Raw genomic sequence first — 18,125 nt, forward strand, 5'->3', positions numbered from 1 at the left:
CGCCCGCCGCGAGGACCTCCGCCGCCGCCAGTGCCGCGAAACCGGTGGCCACCCCCACCTGCCGGGTGTCGACCGGCAGCACCCGCACCGGTGCGTCCCGGGCGGCGAGCTGGGCGGACTCGAACGTCCCGCTCATCTCGCCGGAGAGGTGGATCGACACGATCTCGGTCGCGCCGTCGCGCGCGGCGCGCTCGTAGACCTCCGCGAAGACGGCCGGGCCGGGGCGCGAGGTGCTGACCGGCTTCCAGTCGCGCAGCGCCGCGGCGACCAGCTCCGGCGTCGCGCCGTCCGCGCCCTCGTCGTACGCCGTCGCGCCGATCACCACCTGCAGCGGCACCACCACGATCCCGTGCTCGGCCGCCACCTCCGCGGGGAGGCTGGCGGTCGAGTCGGTGACGATGACGACCGGCATGCCCGAAGGCTAGACGACGCCCCCGGGGCGGCCGTCAGCCTGCTCGGCCCGCGTTCACACGACGATGTTGACCAGCTTGGGCGCGCGCACGATCACCTTGCGCACCGGCCGGCCGTCGATGGCCCGGACGACGGCGGGGTCGGCCAGCGCCAGCGCCTCCAGGTCGGCGTCGCCGATGTCGGGGGCGACCTCCAGGCGACCACGCACCTTGCCCTGGATCTGGACGACGGCGGTCACCGCGTCCTCCACCAGCAGCGCGGGGTCCACCTCGGGCCAACCGACCTTGGCGACGGTCGGCTCGTGACCCAGCCGCTCCCACATCTCCTCGGCGACGTACGGCGCCACCAGGGACAGCAGGATCGCCACGGCCTCGGCCGCCTCCCGGACCGCCGGGTCGGCGGGCCCGGCGCCGGTGTCGATGGCCTTGCGGGTCGCGTTCACCAGCTCCATCACCCGCGCGACCATCACGTTGAACCGGTAGGACTCGATCAGCTCGGCGGCGTCGTGCACCGTGCGGGCGGTCATGCGACGCAGGGCGACGTCGCCACCGGCCGCCGGCGTACCGGCGTCCGACGTGACGTCGCCCGACAGCCGCCACGCGCGCTGCAGGAACCGCAGCGCACCGGCCGGCGAGACGTCGGCCCAGTCGATGTCGTCCTCGGGCGGCCCGGCGAAGACCAGGGTCAGGCGGACGGCGTCCACTCCGAAGTCCGCAAGTTGGTCCCCCAGACTGACGCCGTTGCCCAGCGACTTGCTCATCTTCTTGCCCTGGTTGATCACGATGCCCTGGTTCAGCTGGGCAGCGAAGGGCTCGCGCACCTCCAGCATCCCCATGTCGGCCAGCACCTTGGTGAAGAAGCGGGCGTACAGCAGGTGCAGGACGGCGTGCTCGACGCCGCCGACATAGATGTCGGCGGGCATCCACGTCTTCGCCAGCTCGACGTCGAACGGGCCGTCCTCGTAGCCCGGCGAGCAGTAGCGCAGGAAGTACCACGAGGAGTCGACGAAGGTGTCCATCGTGTCGCTGTCGCGCTTCGCGGGGGCACCGCACTGCGGGCAGTCGACGTTGACCCACTCCTCGGCCGCGGCCAGCGGCGAGACGCCCTTGGGCTTCAGGTCCGCGCCGCGCAGCTCGGGCAGCTCCAGCGGCAGCTGCTCGTACGGTACGGCGACCTCGCCGCACGCGTCGCAGTGCACGATCGGGATCGGCACGCCCCAGTAGCGCTGGCGGCTCAGCAGCCAGTCGCGCAGCCGGAAGTTCACGGTCCCGGTGCCGGAGCCGTCGGCCTCCAGCTTCTCGATGATCGTGCGGATGCCGCTGGCCTTGTCGGTGATGCCGTCCAGGGCGCCGGAGTTGACGTAGGTGCCGTCGCCGCTGGTCGCGACGTACGTCGTCGCCGGGTCGTCCTCGCCCGGGACGTCGACGACCATGCGCACCGGCAGGTCGAAGGCCTTCGCGAAGTCCAGGTCCCGCTGGTCGTGGGCCGGGACCGCCATGATCGCGCCGGTGCCGTAGTCGGCCAGCACGTAGTCCGAGGCCCACACCGGCACCTGCTCGCCGTTGACCGGGTTGGTCGCGTGGACGCCCAGGAACACACCGGTCTTGGGTCGGTCGGTGGCCAGCCGGTCGATCTCGGACTCCTTGCGGACGTCGTCCAGGTAGGCCTCCAGCGCCGGCCGCTGCTCGTCGGTCACCAGCTCGGCGGCCAGCTTGGCGTCGGCGGCCACGACCATGAAGGTGGCGCCGTACAGGGTGTCGGGACGGGTCGTGAAGACCCGGATCGGCTCGTCGCGGCCCTCGACGGCGAAGTCGACGTGGGCGCCCTCGGATCGGCCGATCCAGTTGCGCTGGGCGGTGACGACGCGCGCGGGCCAGGTCGGCTCCAGGTCGTCCAGGCAGTCCAGCAGCTCCTGGGCGTACTCGGTGATCTTGAAGTACCACTGCGTCAGCTCGCGCTTGGTCACCTCCGCACCGCACCGCTCGCAGTGCCCGTCGATCACCTGCTCGTTGGCCAGCACGGTCTGATCGTTGGGGCACCAGTTGACCGGCGAGGACTTGCGGTAGGCCAGGCCGCGCTCGCGGAACTTCAAGAACAGCCACTGGGTCCAGCGGTAGTACTCCGGGTCGGAGGTGTGCAGCCGGCGCGACCAGTCGAAGGAGATGCCGTAGCGCTTGAACGACTCGTACTGCGTCTCGATGTTGGCGTAGGTGTACGTCGCCGGGTGCTCGTCGTTGCGGATCGCCGCGTTCTCCGCGGGCAGCCCGAAGGAGTCCCACCCCATCGGGTTCATGACCTCGTAGCCGCGCTGCCACCAGTAGCGCGCGATGACGTCGTGCAGCGCGGTGACCTCCGCGTGGCCCATGTGCAGGTCCCCGCTGGGGTAGGGGAACATCGTGAGCGCGTACTTCTTCTCCCGCGGGGAGTCGTCGTCGGCGCGGAACGGGTCCAGCCGCTCCCACACCGGCAGCCACTTGTCCTGGATCGCGCGCACGTCGTACGCCGCGGTCTCCCCCGGCTGCTGCGACTGCTGGGTGTCCTGCTCGCTCATCACGTCTCTCTCAGCTCTGGTGTCGTGGACCTGCTCCGGGCACAAAAAAGCCCCTCGGGCACGAGGGGCAGCCGCGTCGGGTTGGTGCGCTCGACGCGGCTAGGTAAGGAGCAGGGTCCTCCACATGCAGGCAGGATACCCCTCCGTCGCCGCTGCGGTCACAGCGCCGGGCATGCCGAGTCGGCGCCAGTTTCCAGAAACTGGCGCCGACTCGGCGGGGGTCACGCGGAAACTGGCGCCGACTCGGCGTCGGGTCACTCGTTGACGAGCACCGGGACGCCCACGGCCGCGGACGCGACCCGGTCGGCGATGCGGCGCGGCGCGGCGATCCGGAACCGCTCGAGCTCGGACGGCGGCCCCGCGTGCGCCTCGTGGCCGCTGTCCTCGTCGAGGTGGTGCGTGGCACGGCCGGTCGCGAGGAGCCGCCCGCGGGCGTCGTAGAACCCGGCGAGCACCTGCAGCTCGAGCAGGTCGCTGACGTCACTGGTGATGTGGACCGCACCGGTCACCGCCGCGCCGTCGAGGCGCAGCCGGCCGAAGGAGTAGCGATCGTCGAACGGGCCGGACACGGTGCCGACGGCACCGGCCGCCGGGGCGGCGTCCGCGAGACCGTCGAGCTCGGGCTCACCGTGCGCGGGAGCCAGGTCCGGCAGCGTGGTCTGCGCCACCTCGGCGGGATCGAGCGCCACGGGCCGGTCCTCCTCGGACCGCGAGGCGAGAGCGCTCCCGACCACCCAGGACACCGCGACGGTGACGACGACGGCGGCGACGACGAGGGCTGCGAGACGTGGGGTGATGCGGGTCATGCGGGAGAGCTCCTGGGTGTCCGGCCCCGGGGTGGGGCGGTGGAGGGTGGGGGCGGCGAGGCCCGGTGCCGGCCGCCCCCACCCGGGGTGACTACTTGGTGAGGTGCAGCGCCCGGCCGACGATGTCGAACAGGTCGGTGTTGTCGATGCTGTCGGCGAGCTTGTTCGAGCCCTTGCCGTAGGCGAAGACGGGCACGTCGGCGCCGGTGTGGTTGCCCGACAGGTAGCTCAGCCACAGGCTCGCCTCCGGCGACCCGTCGGTGACCGACGCGGGGTCGTCGGGGGTGCGGAACGTCGCGGGGGCGAAGTTGTTCGGGTCGGCCGAGCCGGCACCGTTGACGATGCCGGTCGAGCGGGCCGGGTCCTTCGCGCCGCGAGCGGTCCGGGTCGGCGTGGAGTTGTTGGCGGTGTTGCCGCTGTCCACGTTGGTCGGCGGGACGGTCGCCTCGGCGTTGGTGAAGGTGCCCTGCTCGATGATGTTGAAGCCGGCGCACTCGTGGTCGGCGGTCACGATGACCAGGGTGTGGCCGTCCTTCTTCGCGAAGTCACGCGCCACGCGGACCGCCTCGTCGAAGGCCTTCATCTCCTCGAGCGTCTGGGCCGCGTCGTTGGCGTGCGAGCGCTTGTCGATCAGCGCGCCCTCCACCTGCAGGTAGAAGCCCTTCTTGTTCCCGCTCGAGAGCAGCGCGATGGCCTTCTTGGTCATCTCCGCCACCGACGGCTCCTCCGCCTGGACCGACGACGGGTTCTCGCGCTTGTACTTCTCGATGGTCAGGTTGCCGGTGTTGAACAGCCCGAAGACCTTCTTCGACGAGGCCGCGGCCAGGTCGCCGCGGGTCGCCACGGTCTGCGAGGCCGGGGAGCCCAGCACGGTGTAGCCGTTCTTCTTCAGCGCCGCCTCGTCCTCGGCGTCGAAGCGGGCCAGTCCGCCGCCGAGGATGACGTCGGCGGTCCCGTTGCGGGCGATCTGGTCGGCGATCGGGGTCACCCGCACGTCCGAGGTCGGCAGCGCGGAGCCGGTGATCTCGGTGTTCTGGCAGGCGGCCTCGGAGTACGTCGGACCCTGGCAGCCGCGCAGCAGCGCGTGGCTCATCTGGCCCGCGGGCGTGGCGTCGGTGATCTCGGCGGTGGACACGTTGCCGGTGCGCAGGCCCGCCTTCTTGGCGTACTCCATCAGCGTCGGCACGACCTTGCCCTTGGCGTCGACACCCAGGGCGGCGTTGTAGGTCTTGACGCCCGACGACCACGCGGTCGCGGCGGACGCGGAGTCGGTGACGTAGTTGGGCTTGAAGTCGGCCGCGCCGGGCTGGCCCGACATCGGCTCGACGGCGTAGGTGCTCACCTGGCCGACGGCCGGCAGCGACTCCATGACCAGCTCGCCGTCGGCGCCGTAGTAGCGCTCCCTCGCGGCGGTGACGTGGGTGCGGCCCATGCCGTCCCCGAGCAGGTAGATGACGTTCTTGATGTCGTTGTTCTTCGGCTTCTCCGAGCCACGGGGCTCGGCGTTCGCGACGCCGAGCGTGCCGATGACGCTCGAGGCGACGGCGAGCGCGAGCACGACCGACGTGCTGCGTGCGGGTCTCCGCATCAGAGTTTCGTCCTTCCGGTGGAGGGGCGCCGAGTGCGCCCACGCGGAACGTAGGGACGGCAGGTGGTGGTTCGGCGGAGCGCACGTGACGCCGACGTGATGTGGACGTGAACGGCGAGGGATGCCCGGGACCGCTACGGTCTGCTCCATGCGCGTGGTCGTCATCGGTGCGGGTTTCGGCGGACTCGGCGTGGCGCACGCCCTGAGGGAGGCCGGCGTCCACGACGTCACGATCCTCGAGCGGGCCGACGACGTCGGCGGCGTCTGGCGTGACAACACCTACCCGGGCGCGGCCTGCGACGTACCCTCGCCGCTCTACTCGTGGTCCTGGGCGACCAACCCGGAGTGGGGCCGGCGCTACTCGCCGCAGCCGGAGATCCTCGACTACATCCGGCGCACCGCCGCCGCCGACGGGCTGCGCGACCTGGTGCGCACCGGCGTCGAGGTCTCCGCGGTCGAGTACGACGACACCACGTCGACCTGGCAGGTCGTCACCGACGCGGGCACCGTGACCGCCGACCTGGTGGTCTCCGCCGTCGGACAGCTCTCCAAGCCGGTGGTCCCGGCCATCCCGGGCGCCGCCACGTTCGCCGGTCCGGCGTTCCACTCCGCCCAGTGGCGCCACGACGTCGACCTGGCCGGCAAGCGCGTCGCCGTGGTGGGCACGGGCGCGAGCGCGATCCAGTTCGTGCCCGGCATCGTCGACCAGGTCGGCGCGATCACGGTCTTCCAGCGCTCGGCGCCGTACGTCGTCCCCAAGCCCGACCAGGGCTACTCACCGCGCCACCACCGCCTGTTCCGCCGGCTGCCGGCGATCCCGGCCGGTGAGCGCCGGTTCGTCTACTGGCTCACCGAGCAGCTCAACGGCGCCCTGGCCGGGGAGTCCGGGATCACCCGGCCGATGATCGCCGCGCTGCGCTCCGCCTGGCGGCTGCAGCTGCGCCGCCAGGTGCGCGACCCCGAGCTGCGCCGCAAGCTGGTGCCCGACTACCCGATCGGGTGCAAGCGGCTGCTGTTCTCCAACGACTGGTACCCCGCCCTGGACCGCGACCACGTCGACGTGGTGACCGAGCGGATCACCGGCATCGAGCCGGCGGGGGTCCGCACGGCCGACGGCACGCTGCACGAGGCCGACGTGCTGATCTGGGGCACCGGCTTCGCCGCCACGGAGTTCCTCGCGGGCATCGACGTCCGCGGCGCCGGCGGCCTCTCGCTCAAGGAGGTCTGGGCCGACGGCGCCCGGGCGCACCTCGGGATCACGGTGCCGGGCTTCCCGAACCTGTTCTGCATCTACGGGCCCAACACCAACCTGGGCGGCAGCTCGATCATCGGCATGATGGAGGCCCAGGCCGGCTGGATCGCCCAGGTCGCCCGCCGCGTCGCCGACGGCCGCGCCCACCGGGTCGCCGTACGCCGCGACGTCTGGGAGGCCTACGACACCGAGATGCAGGGACGCCTGGGCGAGAGCGTGTGGGCGGGCTGCGACAGCTGGTACGTCGACGGCAGCCGGATCACGACCAACTGGCCCGGGCTGGTCACCGAGTACAAGCGGCGCACGGCCCGGGTCGACTGGTCCGAGCTCGAGGAGGTCGGCGCACCGACGCCATAGTCACCTCGGGTGGTTCGCCGGCGACCGCCGGTGTCAGGTGGGTGCCCGGGATCTGTCCTTTCCTGGCGGGGTCCCATCCCCTCCAGAACGGCGGACCCCCATGTTCAGCAGGCTCAAGAACCGGATGACCTACGCCAACGTCGCCAGCACGACGGCCCTCGTGATCGCGATCGGCGGCAGTGGCGCCGCCGTGGCAGCGACCATGCTGCCGGCCAACTCCGTGGGATCTCGTCAGCTCATCAACAACTCGGTGAAGAGCGCGGACCTCAAGGACCACGGCGTCCGGGCGGCCGACATCGCGAACGGTGCCATCGACCGGCCCGGCGCGTTCGGCACCGGCAACCTCGGCGTCGTGCGTGCCTACGCGTGGAACAGCTCGCCCAGCGCGAGCGCCGACCTGACCGGCAACGGCTACACCTACAACCGCTCCGGCGGCACCGTGAGCGTCGTGCACAACAGCGCCGGCAGCTACACGATCAGCTTCGCCGGGCTCAACCTCGACGGCGGCAACGTCGTCGTGTCGGGGTACGGCGGCAGCCCCACCTGGTGCACCGTCGGGTCCTGGGGCTCGAGCAGCGTGAGCGTGCGCTGCTTCGACGCCGCGGGCGCCCCCACGGACAGCTACTGGACGATCGCGGTCAGCGACTGACGTCGACGACCGGCGCGCCCCGGTCGGGCCGGCGGTCCGCGAGGATCGCCGGTCCGGCGCGTCACGGTCGCGCAGCCGCCGCCAGCGCCTCGTCGAGGTGGGCGAGCAGGTCCGCGGGGTCGTCGTACACGACGACGGCCCCGGCGTCGAGCAGCTCCTGCCGCCCGTAGCCGCCGCAGAGGAGCCCGATCGTGGGGATGCCCTCCGCGTTGGCCGCCTCGACGTCCCACACCGCGTCGCCCACCATGACCGCGCGACCACCCCCGACCTTCGCCAGCGCCTCGTCGAGCAGCTCCGGGTCGGGCTTGGACTCCTCGGCGTCCTCGCTCGTGGTCCAGTCGTCGGAGTGCTCCCCGGCGCGCAGCAGCGCCAGCGGGTGCTCGGCGTGCTTGGGGATGCTGGAGCTGGCCAGCACCACCTTCGGACCGGCCGCCCCGACGGCCGCGAGCAGCTCTCGGGCCCGCTCGAAGAGCCGGGTCTCGCCGATCACCTGGTCGAACTCCTTCTCCCAGCGTTCCCGGATCTCGTCGCCGTGCCGCTCCTCGACGTCGTCACCGGCGACCGCGGCCACCAACCGGTCGCCACCCATGCCGATGCTGCGGTGGATCGTCGAGGCCGGGACGTGCCGGTCGAGCACCTGGTCGAAGGCGCGGGACCAGGCGACGGCGTGGTGGTAGTTGGAGTCGAGCAGCGTGCCGTCGATGTCGAACACCACGGTGTCGAAGGAGGCCATGCGTCGTCGGTGCCCGGTGCGGACCCGACCATGCGTCGTCAGCGCCGCCGGCCGCTGCGACCGCCTGCCCCCGCGCCCAGCGGTAGTCGGCCTTGCCGGAGGGCGAGCGCTCCCGGAACAAGAACCTGTTCCGGCGAGGCGCCCATGCCCGCCCCGGGCGATGCCAGCGGCACCGACCTCAGCGTGGCAGCCGGTCCGCGCGCTCGTCGACGAGCTCGGCCGGCGCGGAGAGCCGCCACGCCTCGAAGACCAGCTCGGCGAGCTCGTCGCGCTCGACCTTCTCCAGGTGGACGACCACCCAGCCGAACCCATGCGCGGTGAACTGCACCTCGAACGTGTCCGGGCGCTCGCCCACGAGGGCCAGCTGCTCGGCGATCGTCTGCTTCAGCCCGACGGTCACGGTGGGCTCCCACAGGTACGCGAACCGCTGTCCCACCACGTCGAACTGCGACCACCGGGCCCGGTCGGTGCGCTCCGCACCCGGGAGCTGTCCGATCAGGTCCACGAAGTCGTCGATCGAGCTCACGCCTCGATCCTCGCCGATCGCGGACGCTGTCGTCATCTACAGTTCCGTGTACCGCTACACCTATCGGAGGAGGCCGTCATGGCACAGGAGCGTCTGGAGGACGTGCTGCACGAGGCGTTCACCGAGCTCACCCTGCACGGGGACATCTACCTGGCCGACTTCGCCGAGACCCTCTCGCCCGGCCTGGGCCGCGGGCCGGTCAAGGCACTGTTCAAGCTGCGGCGGCTCGGTCCGCTGCGGGTCAAGGACCTCGCGGTCCAGCTCCGCCTGGACTCGACGACGGTCAGCCGCCACGTCGACGACCTCGAGCGCCGCGGTCTCGTCGTGCGCGAGGCGGACCGCTCCGACGGCCGGGCGACACTGGTCCGCCTCTCCGCCCGCGCCGTCGACCTGCTCGACGACGCCGAGGTCGAGCGCCGCGGCAAGCTGCGCGACGGCCTGCAGGACTGGTCCCCCTCGGACCGCGCGACCTTCGTCCGGCTGCTCAGCCGGTTCGTGCAGCGCGACGACCTGGCGGCCACCGTCGCCGCCATCACCTACGCCCACCCCGACCCGAGGGACCGATGACACCGGCCACCGACACGACCACCACCGACGACTCTCCGGCCCCACTCCCGCACCGCCACCTCGGCCACCCGGTCGAGGGCGCCACCGACGCCGAGGTCGCCGCCCACACCACCACCGCCCGGGCCCGGCTCGAGCTGCTCGTCGTCGGCTTCGCCGCGCTCGCGGTCTCACTCACGCAGGCGCTGCTGATCCCCGTGCTCGCGACGCTGCCGGTGATCCTGGACACCTCGGCAAGCAACGTGGAGTGGCTGCTGACCTCGACGCTGCTGGTCGGCGCGGTCGCCGTACCGCTGTTCGGCCGGCTCGGCGACATGTACGGCAAGCGCCGGATGATGCTGGTCGCCCTGACGATGCTCGTCGTCGGCTCGCTGATCACATGCTTCACCAGCGATATCGCCGTGCTGATCGTCGGGCGGGCGATCCAGGGCGCCTCGATGGCCACGATCCCGCTGGGCATCAGCCTGCTGAGCGCCACCCTGCCCCGTGAGCGGGTCGGTGCGGCGGTCGCGGTGATCAGCGCGATGCTCGGCGTCGGCGGCGCCCTGGCGCTGCCGGTGGCGAGCCTGATCGCCGAGCACGCGGACTTCCACGCGCTGTTCTGGATCACCGCGGTCGGCGGCGCCGTCGCCACCGTCGCGGTCGTGCTCGTCGTGCCGGAGGCGCCGACCCACAGCGGCGGACGCCTCGATCTGGTCGGCGCCGTGCTGCTGAGCGCGACGTTGGTGACGCTCCTGCTGCCGCTCGCCCAGACGGCCGCGTGGGGCTGGGGCTCCGCCCGCGTCGTCGGGCTGCTGTCGGTCTCGGCGGTGCTCGTCGTGGTCTTCGGCTGGTCGCAGACCCGGATCCGCGAGCCGCTCGTCGACCTGGTCGCGCTGCGGCGGCGACCCATCGTGCTGACGAACCTCACCTCGATCCTGTTCGGATTCGCGCTGTTCGCCTCGATGATCGGCACCGCCGGTTATGTGCAGGCGCCCGAGGCGACCGGCTACGGCTTCGGCTCCTCGATCCTGGTCAGCGGCCTCGTGATGTTGCCCAGCGGCCTGATGATGCTGTTCTTCGCCCCGGTCGCCGCCCAGCTGATCCGGCGCCGCGGGGCGCCGCAGACGCTGGCGCTCGGCGCCGGGATCGTGGCGCTGAGCTGGGTGGTGCGCATCGCGTTCACCGACTCGATCTGGTGGGTGCTGGCCGGCGGCGTCGTGCTCGGGATCGGCACCGGCATCGGGTACGCCGCGATGCCGACCCTGATCAACGAGCACACGCCGGTCCACGAGCTGGCCGCCGCCAACGGCCTGAACACGCTGGCGCGCAGCATCGGCACCACGCTCGCGAGCGCGGTCGGCGGCAGCATCCTCGCGGCGAGCACCGTCAGCCTGGGCGGGTTCGAGCTGCCCTCGCTGGCCGCCTACCGCGAGCTGTTCGTCCTGTGCGTGGCCGCGTCCACCGTGGCCTCGGTGCTCGCGCTGACGATCCCCCGGGAGCGGGCCGCCGCCGAACAGTAGGGCACGGCGGTCGGCCATCGACGGCCGCCGATTGGGGTCCGGAGGCGCTGGGTACCTCTCGGCATGTGAGAACGCCTGCACGTGTGCTCGCGGGCCTCGGCACGGCGCTCGTCGTGATCCTGGTCGCGGCCTGCGCTCCCCAGTCACCGGACCACTCCTCCTGGACCGACCAGGCCCATCAGGCGCTCGAGGACACCGCCAGCCAGGTCGCCACGGTCTCCTTGTTGCTCCGCCTGGAGCGAGAGGGCAAGGTGCCGGGCAAGTACCAGCAGGTCGTCGCCCAGGACAGCGAATCGGCCGTCGGCGCGACGATGGCGAAGTTCGGCGGCGAGCAGCCCGAGCCGCGAGACGACACGACGTACCGCCGCGTGACCGGCCTGATGTCGGATGCCTCCGACCTGCTCAGCGAGGTGCGGATCGCCATCGTGCGGCGCGACGCCGCCGCCTATCCGAAGCTCCTCGACCGGCTCGGCGACGTGGAGAACAGGCTCAACGCCGCCGCGGAGGACCTGCGGTGAAGAAGTACCTCGCGGTCGCACTCGGCATCCTCACCGCCATCGGCGGCTTCGTCGACATCGGTGACCTGGTCACCAACGCCCAGGTCGGCGCCCGGTTCGGGCTCTCGCTCGCGTGGGTCGTCGCGATCGGGGTCCTCGGCATCTGCGTCTTCGCGGAGATGTCGGGCCGGGTCGCCGCGGTCAGCGGACGGGCGACGTTCGACCTGGTCCGCGAGCGGCTGGGACCGCGGGTGGGCATGCTCAACCTGGTCGCCTCGATGCTGATCACGTTCCTGACCTTCGTGGCCGAGATCGGCGGCGTCGCGCTCTCGCTCCAGCTGGTCGCCTCGGTGCACCTGCTGCTCATCGTGCCGTTCGTGGGGCTCGCGGTGTGGGTGCTGCTGTGGCGGGCGAAGTTCAGTGCGATCGAGAACGTCCTCGGACTGCTCGGGCTCGCGCTGGTGGTGTTCGCCGTCGGCCTCTGGCAGCTGGGTCCCGACTGGGGGGCGCTCGCCCAGCAGGCGGCGACCGCCGACAAGCCCGGCGACGAGCACTGGCGGACGTTCGCCTACTACGCGGTCGCGCTGTTCGGCGCCGCGATGACGCCGTACGAGGTCTTCTTCTTCTCCTCCGGCGGTGTCGAGGAGCGCTGGACCGCCGAGGACATCTCGACGATGCGCGCCAACGTGCTCGTCGGGTTCCCGCTCGGAGGGCTGCTCTCGCTGGCGATCGCCGGCAGCGCGTGGGTGGTCCTCGGGCCGCTGCAGATCTCGGTCGACAGCCTCGGCCAGGTCGGGCTGCCCGTCGCCGCCGCGCTCGGCAAGGTCGGGCTGGCGGTCGCGATCCTCGGGTTCGTCGCGGCCACGTTCGGCGCGGCCTGCGAGACCGGCCTCAGCGTCGGCTACAGCATCGCCCAGTACTTCGGGCGGCAGTGGGGCAAGTACGTGCGCCCGAAGGAGGCGGTCGGCTTCCACGTCGTCCTCGTGCTGGCCACGCTCGCGGCGACGGCGTTCCTGATGACGGCCGTCGATCCGATCATGGTGACCGAGGTGTCGGTGGTCTTCTCGGCGGTCGCGCTGCCGCTCACGTACTTCCCGATCCTCGTGGTGGCCAACGACCGCGACTACATGGGCGAGCACGTCAACGGCCGGCTGGCCAACGGGCTCGGCAGCATCTACCTGGTCGTGATCTGTGTCGCCGCCGTGGCCGCGCTGCCGCTGATGATCTGGACGAGGATGGGGCAATGACCGGCACCGACGAACAGCGCCGGGAGAACCGGCTCACCGGCCGGATCGACGGCGCCCTGCACCTGCTGGACCGGCAGCTGCTCGACTGCGAGGGCCGGATGCTCGGCAAGGTCGACGACGTGGAGCTCACCCGGGTCGGCGACGACCTCGCGATCACCGGGGTGCTGACCGGCGCCGCGGCCCTGCTCCCCCGCCTCGGCGGCAGCCTCGGTGGCGCCCTGACCCGGAAGTGGGCCGAGCTGAGGATCTCCGAGCCGCACCGCACCCGCCCCTGGCGCATCGACATGTCCGAGGTCGACCGTCTCGACAGCGCCGTGCACCTGTCGGTACGCCGCGACGGCGTGCTGCGCCGCGACCGCGACGCACACCGACTGGGCCGGCTGACCGGGATGGACGTGCTCGACCCCGACGGCGAGCGGATCGGCCGGGTGCTGGACGCCCGGTTCGAGCCCGGTCCCGACGGCACGCTGGTGCTCCGCTCGGTGATCGTGGGCCACGGCCGGCCCGGCTCGCTGCTCGGCTACGACCGGCGCGGCGACCAGGGCCCGTGGCTGGTGCGGACCGTCGTGTGCCGCCTGCACCGGCACTCCGCGATCGTCGGCGTCGCCGCGTCCGACATCTCCTGGGACGAGGGGACCGTGCGGCTGCGGGAGCGCCCCAGGGAGGCACCCGGGCACCCGTTGGACTGACAGCCGGGACTCGTCAGCGCAGGACGACGGGCACCCGCGCCCAGCCGCCGACCGGCGGGGTCTCGCGCACGGCCGGGCGGTCGGGCGCGGGCTCGATCCAGGTGGTGCGGCCGAGCAGCTCCTCGACCACCACCCGCAGCTCCATCAGCGTCAGCTCGCGGCCGGGGCACACGTGCGGCCCGATCCCGAAGACGAGGTTGTCGGCCGCGTGGCCGACGGGGTCGTAGTCGTCGGGCTCCCCGAAGACCAGGGGATCGCGGTTGGCGGCGGTCCAGTTGAGCAGGATCCGATCGCCCGCGGCGATCGCCTCACCGCCCAGCTCCACCGCGCGCGTGGTGACGCGCCGGTTCGCGACGAACGGGTCGTCGATGCGCAGGATCTCCTCGACGGCGGCCTCGACACCGGCCCGGTCGCCCGCCGCGACCAGCGCACGCACCTCGTGCTGGACGGCCGGGCGGGCCGCCAGGAAGTGCACGATCACGCCCACGGAGGTCGCCAGCGAGCCGAGGTCGCCGGCCGTCCAGTTGCGCAGGATCGAGACGATCTCGTCGTCGGTGAGGGGCCGGCCGTCGACGGTCTCGCCGAGCAGCTCGCCGGTCACGTCGGCCGACGGCCGGCCGCGGCGTTGGTCCAGGAGGTCGTGGATCATCCGGTCGAACCGATCGGCGACCTCGGCGGTGCGGGCGCGATCGCCCGAGCGGGTGGCGGCGTGGTTGTCCTGCATCCAGGCGACGAGCTCGTCCTCGAGCGCGGCCGGCCAGCCCAGCCAGGCCGACTGGGATCGCACGGCGTACGGCACCCCGATCCCGCCGATGGTCTTGACCGTGGCGTCGCGCGGCAGTGCGTCGATGATGGCCGCGGCGTGGGCGCGGCACTGCGGCTCCTCGCGCGCCACCCGCTCGCTGGTGAGGTAGCGATCCACGACGGCGCGGTACGCCGCATGCTCGGCGCCGTCGAGGCTGTTCGGGATCGCCCGTCGGGTGCTGGCGGCGCTCGAGAACGTGTCCGGGTCGGTGGCCGCCGCGACCACCTCGGCGTGCCGCAGCACCACCCACGCGCCGTCCTCGTGCACCACGGGGCAGCGGGCCCGCAGCGCGTCGTAGACCTCCCGCTGGTCGGCCTGCCCGGTGTCGATCTCGACCGGCTCGCCCACGCCCGTTCCCTTCCCTCGACCGGCGTCCCACGCTACCGGCCGGCCGCCCCGCCATCGGACGTCGGGGCCAGGCGCGCGGACACCTTGCGGGTGATCGTGTCCAGGGCCTGCAGCTCCGCGTCGGTGAGGTGGTCGAAGATGAGGTCGCGCACCGCCCGCACGTGGCCGGGCGCGGCCTGCTCGATCGCGGCGCGACCCGCGGTCGTGACGACGACGAAGGCGCCCCGGGCGTCGTCGGGGCAACCCTCGCGGCAGACCAGCCCGCGGCGCTGCATCCGGGTCACATGGTGGGAGACCCGGCTCTTCTCCCACTGCAGCGCGTGCGCCAGGTCGCTCACCCGGACCCGCCCGGCCGGGTTGTCGGTGAGGTGGACGAGCACGTCGAAGTCCGGGAGCGACAGCCCGGCGTCGGCCTGCAGCTCACGGTGCAGGGCGGCCGGAAGCATCGCGTTCAGCGCCAGCCAGCGTCGCCAGACCTGCTCCTGCTCGGCGGTCAGCCACTCCACGTCCGTGCTCATGTCGTCATGCTACGCCGGAATAGTTGACACGTCACCTATGTTGGGTGCAATGTAGTTGACAGATCAACCACAAGCCACGATCTCTAGGAGAGCCCCATGACCACCACGCCCGTTACCCCCACCACCGTCGCCGACCTCACCGGCACCTGGACCCTCGACGCCTCGCACACCCGGATCGGCTTCGTCGCCCGGCACGCGATGGTGACCAAGGTCCGCGGCGCGTTCAACGAGTTCGAGGGCACGGCCGTCGTCAACGGCGCCGACCTCGGCGCCTCCAAGGTCGAGGTGACCATCCAGGCGGCGAGCATCGACACCCGCAACGAGCAGCGCGACGGCCACCTGCGCAGCAACGACTTCCTGGCGATGGAGGACCACCCCACCATCACGTTCGTCTCCACCGGCGTCCGCTCCACCGGTGCGACCTCCTTCGAGCTCACCGGCGACCTGACCATCAAGGGTGAGACCCGCTCGGTCACCATCCCGTTCGAGTTCGAGGGCGCGGCCACGGACCCGTTCGGCAACCTGCGCGCCGGCTTCGAGGGCTCGGTCACCATCAACCGCAAGGACTACGGCATCACCTGGAACGCCGCGCTCGAGACCGGCGGCGTGCTCGTGGGCGAGAAGATCACCCTCGAGTTCGAGGTCTCCGCGATCAAGAGCGCCTGACCCGCTCAGCCCTCCACGGGGGTCGTCTGGCACCGCCGGACGGCCCCCGTCGGCGTCGCGTGCGGGGTTTCGGCGCTTCGCCGCGGGGATACGGTCGACCCATGATTGGTTTCCTCGTCGCCGGCCTCATCATCGGAGCGCTGGCCCGCCTCATCAAGCCCGGCCGTCAGAACCTGGGCATCCTCGCCACCCTCGGTCTCGGCCTCGTGGGGTCGATCATCGGCGGCCTGATCGCCGCCGCGCTCGGCACCGGCAGCATCTGGGAGCTCAACGTCCTGGGCTTCGTCCTGGCGGTCGTCGCCGCCGTCTTGCTCATCGGCGTCGCCGAGGCGGTCGCCGGCAAGGACCGCAGCCGCGTCTGAGCCTCCCCGACCCACACGCATCTCGACCCGGACCCGACGGTCCGGGTCGAGGCGCATCCGGGCCGGTCTCGGCCAGTAGGGTGACGCGCGTGACCCTCCGGCGTGTGGCGGACCGACCCACGTGGTTGCTCTCGCGGGCCCACGCGCGCGCCGGCGGCCTGCTGCGTCAGGCCTTCGAGGCCGAGGGGGTGCGCGGCTACCACTTCCGGCTGCTCGCCGCTCTCGAGGAGTACGGCGCCAGCAGCCAGGCCGACCTCGGCCGCGCCGCTGGGATCGACCGAAGCGACGTCGTCGCCGTCCTCGACGACCTCGTCAGCCGCGGCTTCGCGCGCCGCGACCCCGACCCGGCCGACCGGCGCCGCAACGTCGTCACGCTCACCGACGACGGCGCGGCCGCTCTCGACCGCCTCGACACGGTCCTGGGCCGGGTGCAGGAGGCGGTGCTGGAGCCGCTGACCGCGGCCGAGCGCCCGGTGTTCCTGGCCCTGCTCCGCAAGCTCTCCCCCGCCGACCACGCCGACCACGCCGACCACGCTGACTGAGGGTGCCGAGTCGGCGCCAATGCAGACCGCCAGGGTGCCGAGTCGGCGCCAATGCAGACCGCCAGGGTGCCGAGTCGGCGCCAATGCAGACCGTCTGGCGCAGCAGCGCCGACTCGACGGGCCCAGAACCTGCAGTAGCGCCGACTCGACGTACCAGGACCTGCAGTAGCGCCGACTCGACGGGCCCAGAACCTGCAGTAGCGCCGACTCAGCTCCGTCCGAGAACGAGACAGGTCCGGTCATCCCTCGCTGCGCTCGGATGCCGGACCTGATCTCGTTGGTGGAGCTGAGGGGACTCGAACCCCTGACCCTCTGCATGCCATGCAGATGCGCTACCAGCTGCGCCACAGCCCCATTGCTTCCCCCGACCAGCGGGGTGACAACTCGCGGAATACTAGCCAACCGGTCCGGTCGATGCGAAATCGGGGGTCGGTCCGGCGGGTCGGCCGGAGGGTTCAGGGCGCCTGCGACGCCGAGACGAGCCGGTTGTAGGCGATCAGGCGCAGGGGGCGGTCGGCCGCGGCCTGGTCGAGCAGTGCCCAGCCGCAGTTGGCCATGCCGTGCAGGGCGGCCCGCTCGGCCACCGGCCACCCCAGCAGCACGGGCACGGCGTCGCGGATCGCCGCCCCGTGGGAGACGGCCACGGCGAGCTCGCCGGGGCCGATCGAGGCCAGCAGGTCACTCAGCGCGGCGCAGACCCGGGCCGACACCTGCGCGGCGGTCTCCCCTCCTGGCACGACGTCGTAGTCGCCGGCGCTGAAGATCGCGAACTCCTCGGGCGCGGCCGCGGCGTACTCCTCATGCGTGAGGCCCTGTCGCTCGCCGAGGTCGTACTCGCGCAGCCGGGGGTCGTACGCCGGGTCGAGGCCGGTCTCCTTCGCGAGGTACGCCGCCGTCTGCCGGGCCCGGGCGCTGTTGGAGCTCCACAGCGCCGCCGGCCCCATCGCCGCGATCACCGGCGCGACGGCGGCCGCCTGCCGGTGCCCGACCTCGTCGAGCTCGGACTCCAGCTGTCCCTGGACGCGGCGGGCGGCGTTCCAGGAGGTCTGACCGTGCCGCAGGAGGAGCAGCCGACGAGCGTCGCTCACCGGCCGCGCTCGGTCGCGGTCACGTCGGCCGGGAGCTCGATGGCCGGGCAGTCGCGCCAGAGCCGTTCGAGGGCGTAGAACTGCCGCTCCTCCTCGTGCTGGACGTGCACGACGATCTCGCCGTAGTCGATGAGCACCCACCGACCGTCGCGCTCGCCCTCGCGACGCAGCGGCTTGGCGCCCACCTCGCGCAGGCCGTCCTCGACGGCGTCGACGATCGCCTTGACCTGGCGGTCGTTGCTGCCCGAGACGATGACGAACGCGTCGCTGATGGCCAGCTGCTCGCTCACGTCGAAGGCGAGGATGTCGGTGGCGAGCTTGTCGGAGGCCGCGCGGGCGGCGGCGGTGGCGAGCTCGACGGCTCGGTCGGTGGCGGTCATGCTGCTCCGGTCGGGTGGGGTGCGGGGTGGACGTAGAGGTGGTG

General features: G+C 72.2%; 20 protein-coding genes and 1 tRNA gene. 10 read left to right on the forward strand and 11 right to left on the reverse strand.

Going from position 1 to position 18,125, the window contains the following annotated elements; all coding sequences use genetic code 11:
• From VGD85_RS20680 to VGD85_RS20695, 4 genes are all read right to left on the reverse strand, one after another.
• On the reverse strand, positions 1-412 hold a 412-nt coding region (locus tag VGD85_RS20680), incomplete at its 3' end, for a DegV family protein (RefSeq protein ID WP_331065319.1).
• Between the two features lie 54 nt (positions 413-466).
• A complete protein-coding gene (leuS, locus tag VGD85_RS20685; RefSeq protein WP_331065320.1) occupies positions 467-2,962 on the reverse strand; it encodes a leucine--tRNA ligase in 2,496 nt (831 codons plus the stop codon).
• A 254-nt stretch (positions 2,963-3,216) separates the two neighbouring features.
• Positions 3,217-3,768 carry a hypothetical protein gene (locus VGD85_RS20690; RefSeq protein ID WP_331065321.1) on the reverse strand — a complete coding sequence of 184 codons (552 nt, stop codon included), beginning with the start codon at positions 3,766-3,768 and terminating at the stop codon, positions 3,217-3,219.
• A gap of 91 nt (positions 3,769-3,859) precedes the next feature.
• On the reverse strand, positions 3,860-5,356 hold the full coding sequence (locus tag VGD85_RS20695; RefSeq protein WP_331065322.1) for an alkaline phosphatase: 1,497 nt from the start codon (positions 5,354-5,356) through the stop codon (positions 3,860-3,862).
• A 148-nt stretch (positions 5,357-5,504) separates the two neighbouring features.
• On the opposite strand from VGD85_RS20695, the gene VGD85_RS20700 reads away from it, so the two are divergent.
• Complete coding sequence (locus tag VGD85_RS20700) at positions 5,505-6,965, forward strand: NAD(P)/FAD-dependent oxidoreductase (RefSeq protein WP_331065323.1); 1,461 nt, start codon at positions 5,505-5,507, stop codon at positions 6,963-6,965.
• A gap of 100 nt (positions 6,966-7,065) precedes the next feature.
• On the forward strand, positions 7,066-7,614 hold the full coding sequence (locus tag VGD85_RS20705; RefSeq protein WP_331065324.1) for a hypothetical protein: 549 nt from the start codon (positions 7,066-7,068) through the stop codon (positions 7,612-7,614).
• A gap of 61 nt (positions 7,615-7,675) precedes the next feature.
• Here the strand turns inward: VGD85_RS20705 and VGD85_RS20710 are convergent, their stop codons facing one another.
• On the reverse strand, positions 7,676-8,347 hold the full coding sequence (locus VGD85_RS20710; RefSeq protein ID WP_331065325.1) for an HAD family hydrolase: 672 nt from the start codon (positions 8,345-8,347) through the stop codon (positions 7,676-7,678).
• A gap of 178 nt (positions 8,348-8,525) precedes the next feature.
• Positions 8,526-8,873 carry an MmcQ/YjbR family DNA-binding protein gene (locus tag VGD85_RS20715; RefSeq protein WP_331065326.1) on the reverse strand — a complete coding sequence of 116 codons (348 nt, stop codon included), beginning with the start codon at positions 8,871-8,873 and terminating at the stop codon, positions 8,526-8,528.
• A gap of 78 nt (positions 8,874-8,951) precedes the next feature.
• Here VGD85_RS20715 and VGD85_RS20720 point away from each other — a divergent pair, with 78 nt between their 5' ends.
• The 5 genes from VGD85_RS20720 (at position 8,952) to VGD85_RS20740 (ending at position 13,372) form a co-directional block, all read left to right on the forward strand.
• Entirely contained in the window at positions 8,952-9,440 is a 489-nt protein-coding gene (locus tag VGD85_RS20720; protein ID WP_331065327.1) for a MarR family winged helix-turn-helix transcriptional regulator, read from the forward strand.
• A complete protein-coding gene (locus VGD85_RS20725) occupies positions 9,437-10,939 on the forward strand; it encodes an MFS transporter (protein WP_331065328.1) in 1,503 nt (500 codons plus the stop codon). The genes VGD85_RS20720 and VGD85_RS20725 overlap by 4 nt, the downstream gene beginning before the upstream one ends.
• A 65-nt stretch (positions 10,940-11,004) precedes the next feature.
• Complete coding sequence (locus VGD85_RS20730; RefSeq protein ID WP_331065329.1) at positions 11,005-11,457, forward strand: hypothetical protein; 453 nt, start codon at positions 11,005-11,007, stop codon at positions 11,455-11,457.
• Positions 11,454-12,683 (forward strand): NRAMP family divalent metal transporter, encoded by a 1,230-nt coding sequence (locus VGD85_RS20735; RefSeq protein ID WP_331065330.1) that lies wholly within the window; start codon positions 11,454-11,456, stop codon positions 12,681-12,683. Before VGD85_RS20730 ends, VGD85_RS20735 begins: the two co-directional genes overlap by 4 nt.
• Complete coding sequence (locus tag VGD85_RS20740) at positions 12,680-13,372, forward strand: hypothetical protein (RefSeq protein ID WP_331065331.1); 693 nt, start codon at positions 12,680-12,682, stop codon at positions 13,370-13,372. The genes VGD85_RS20735 and VGD85_RS20740 overlap by 4 nt, the downstream gene beginning before the upstream one ends.
• Positions 13,373-13,385: 13 nt before the next feature.
• On the opposite strand, the gene VGD85_RS20745 is transcribed toward VGD85_RS20740, so the two are convergent.
• Positions 13,386-14,525 carry a cytochrome P450 gene (locus VGD85_RS20745; RefSeq protein WP_331065332.1) on the reverse strand — a complete coding sequence of 380 codons (1,140 nt, stop codon included), beginning with the start codon at positions 14,523-14,525 and terminating at the stop codon, positions 13,386-13,388.
• Positions 14,526-14,557: 32 nt separating this feature from the next.
• Positions 14,558-15,043 carry a MarR family winged helix-turn-helix transcriptional regulator gene (locus VGD85_RS20750; RefSeq protein ID WP_331065333.1) on the reverse strand — a complete coding sequence of 162 codons (486 nt, stop codon included), beginning with the start codon at positions 15,041-15,043 and terminating at the stop codon, positions 14,558-14,560.
• A 96-nt stretch (positions 15,044-15,139) separates the two neighbouring features.
• On the opposite strand from VGD85_RS20750, the gene VGD85_RS20755 reads away from it, so the two are divergent.
• The 3 genes from VGD85_RS20755 (at position 15,140) to VGD85_RS20765 (ending at position 16,613) form a co-directional block, all read left to right on the forward strand.
• Positions 15,140-15,709, forward strand: a complete 570-nt coding sequence (locus tag VGD85_RS20755; RefSeq protein WP_331065334.1) for a YceI family protein — start codon at positions 15,140-15,142, stop codon at positions 15,707-15,709.
• 101 nt (positions 15,710-15,810) lie between these two features.
• Positions 15,811-16,071, forward strand: a complete 261-nt coding sequence (locus VGD85_RS20760; RefSeq protein WP_331065335.1) for a hypothetical protein — start codon at positions 15,811-15,813, stop codon at positions 16,069-16,071.
• 89 nt (positions 16,072-16,160) lie between these two features.
• Complete coding sequence (locus VGD85_RS20765; protein WP_331065336.1) at positions 16,161-16,613, forward strand: MarR family winged helix-turn-helix transcriptional regulator; 453 nt, start codon at positions 16,161-16,163, stop codon at positions 16,611-16,613.
• A 278-nt stretch (positions 16,614-16,891) separates the two neighbouring features.
• On the opposite strand, the gene VGD85_RS20770 is transcribed toward VGD85_RS20765, so the two are convergent.
• The 3 genes from VGD85_RS20770 to rsfS form a co-directional block, all read right to left on the reverse strand.
• A tRNA-Ala gene (locus VGD85_RS20770) sits at positions 16,892-16,967 on the reverse strand.
• Positions 16,968-17,068: 101 nt separating this feature from the next.
• The gene (locus VGD85_RS20775) at positions 17,069-17,701 is read right to left on the reverse strand and encodes a histidine phosphatase family protein (protein ID WP_331065337.1); all 633 of its coding nucleotides are present in this window, start codon (positions 17,699-17,701) and stop codon (positions 17,069-17,071) included.
• Positions 17,698-18,081, reverse strand: a complete 384-nt coding sequence (gene rsfS, locus VGD85_RS20780) for a ribosome silencing factor (protein WP_331065338.1) — start codon at positions 18,079-18,081, stop codon at positions 17,698-17,700. The genes VGD85_RS20775 and rsfS overlap by 4 nt, the downstream gene beginning before the upstream one ends.
• Between the last annotated feature and the right edge of the window lie 44 nt (positions 18,082-18,125).

The organism is Nocardioides sp. (assembly GCF_036401255.1).
GTDB lineage: Bacteria > Actinomycetota > Actinomycetes > Propionibacteriales > Nocardioidaceae > Nocardioides.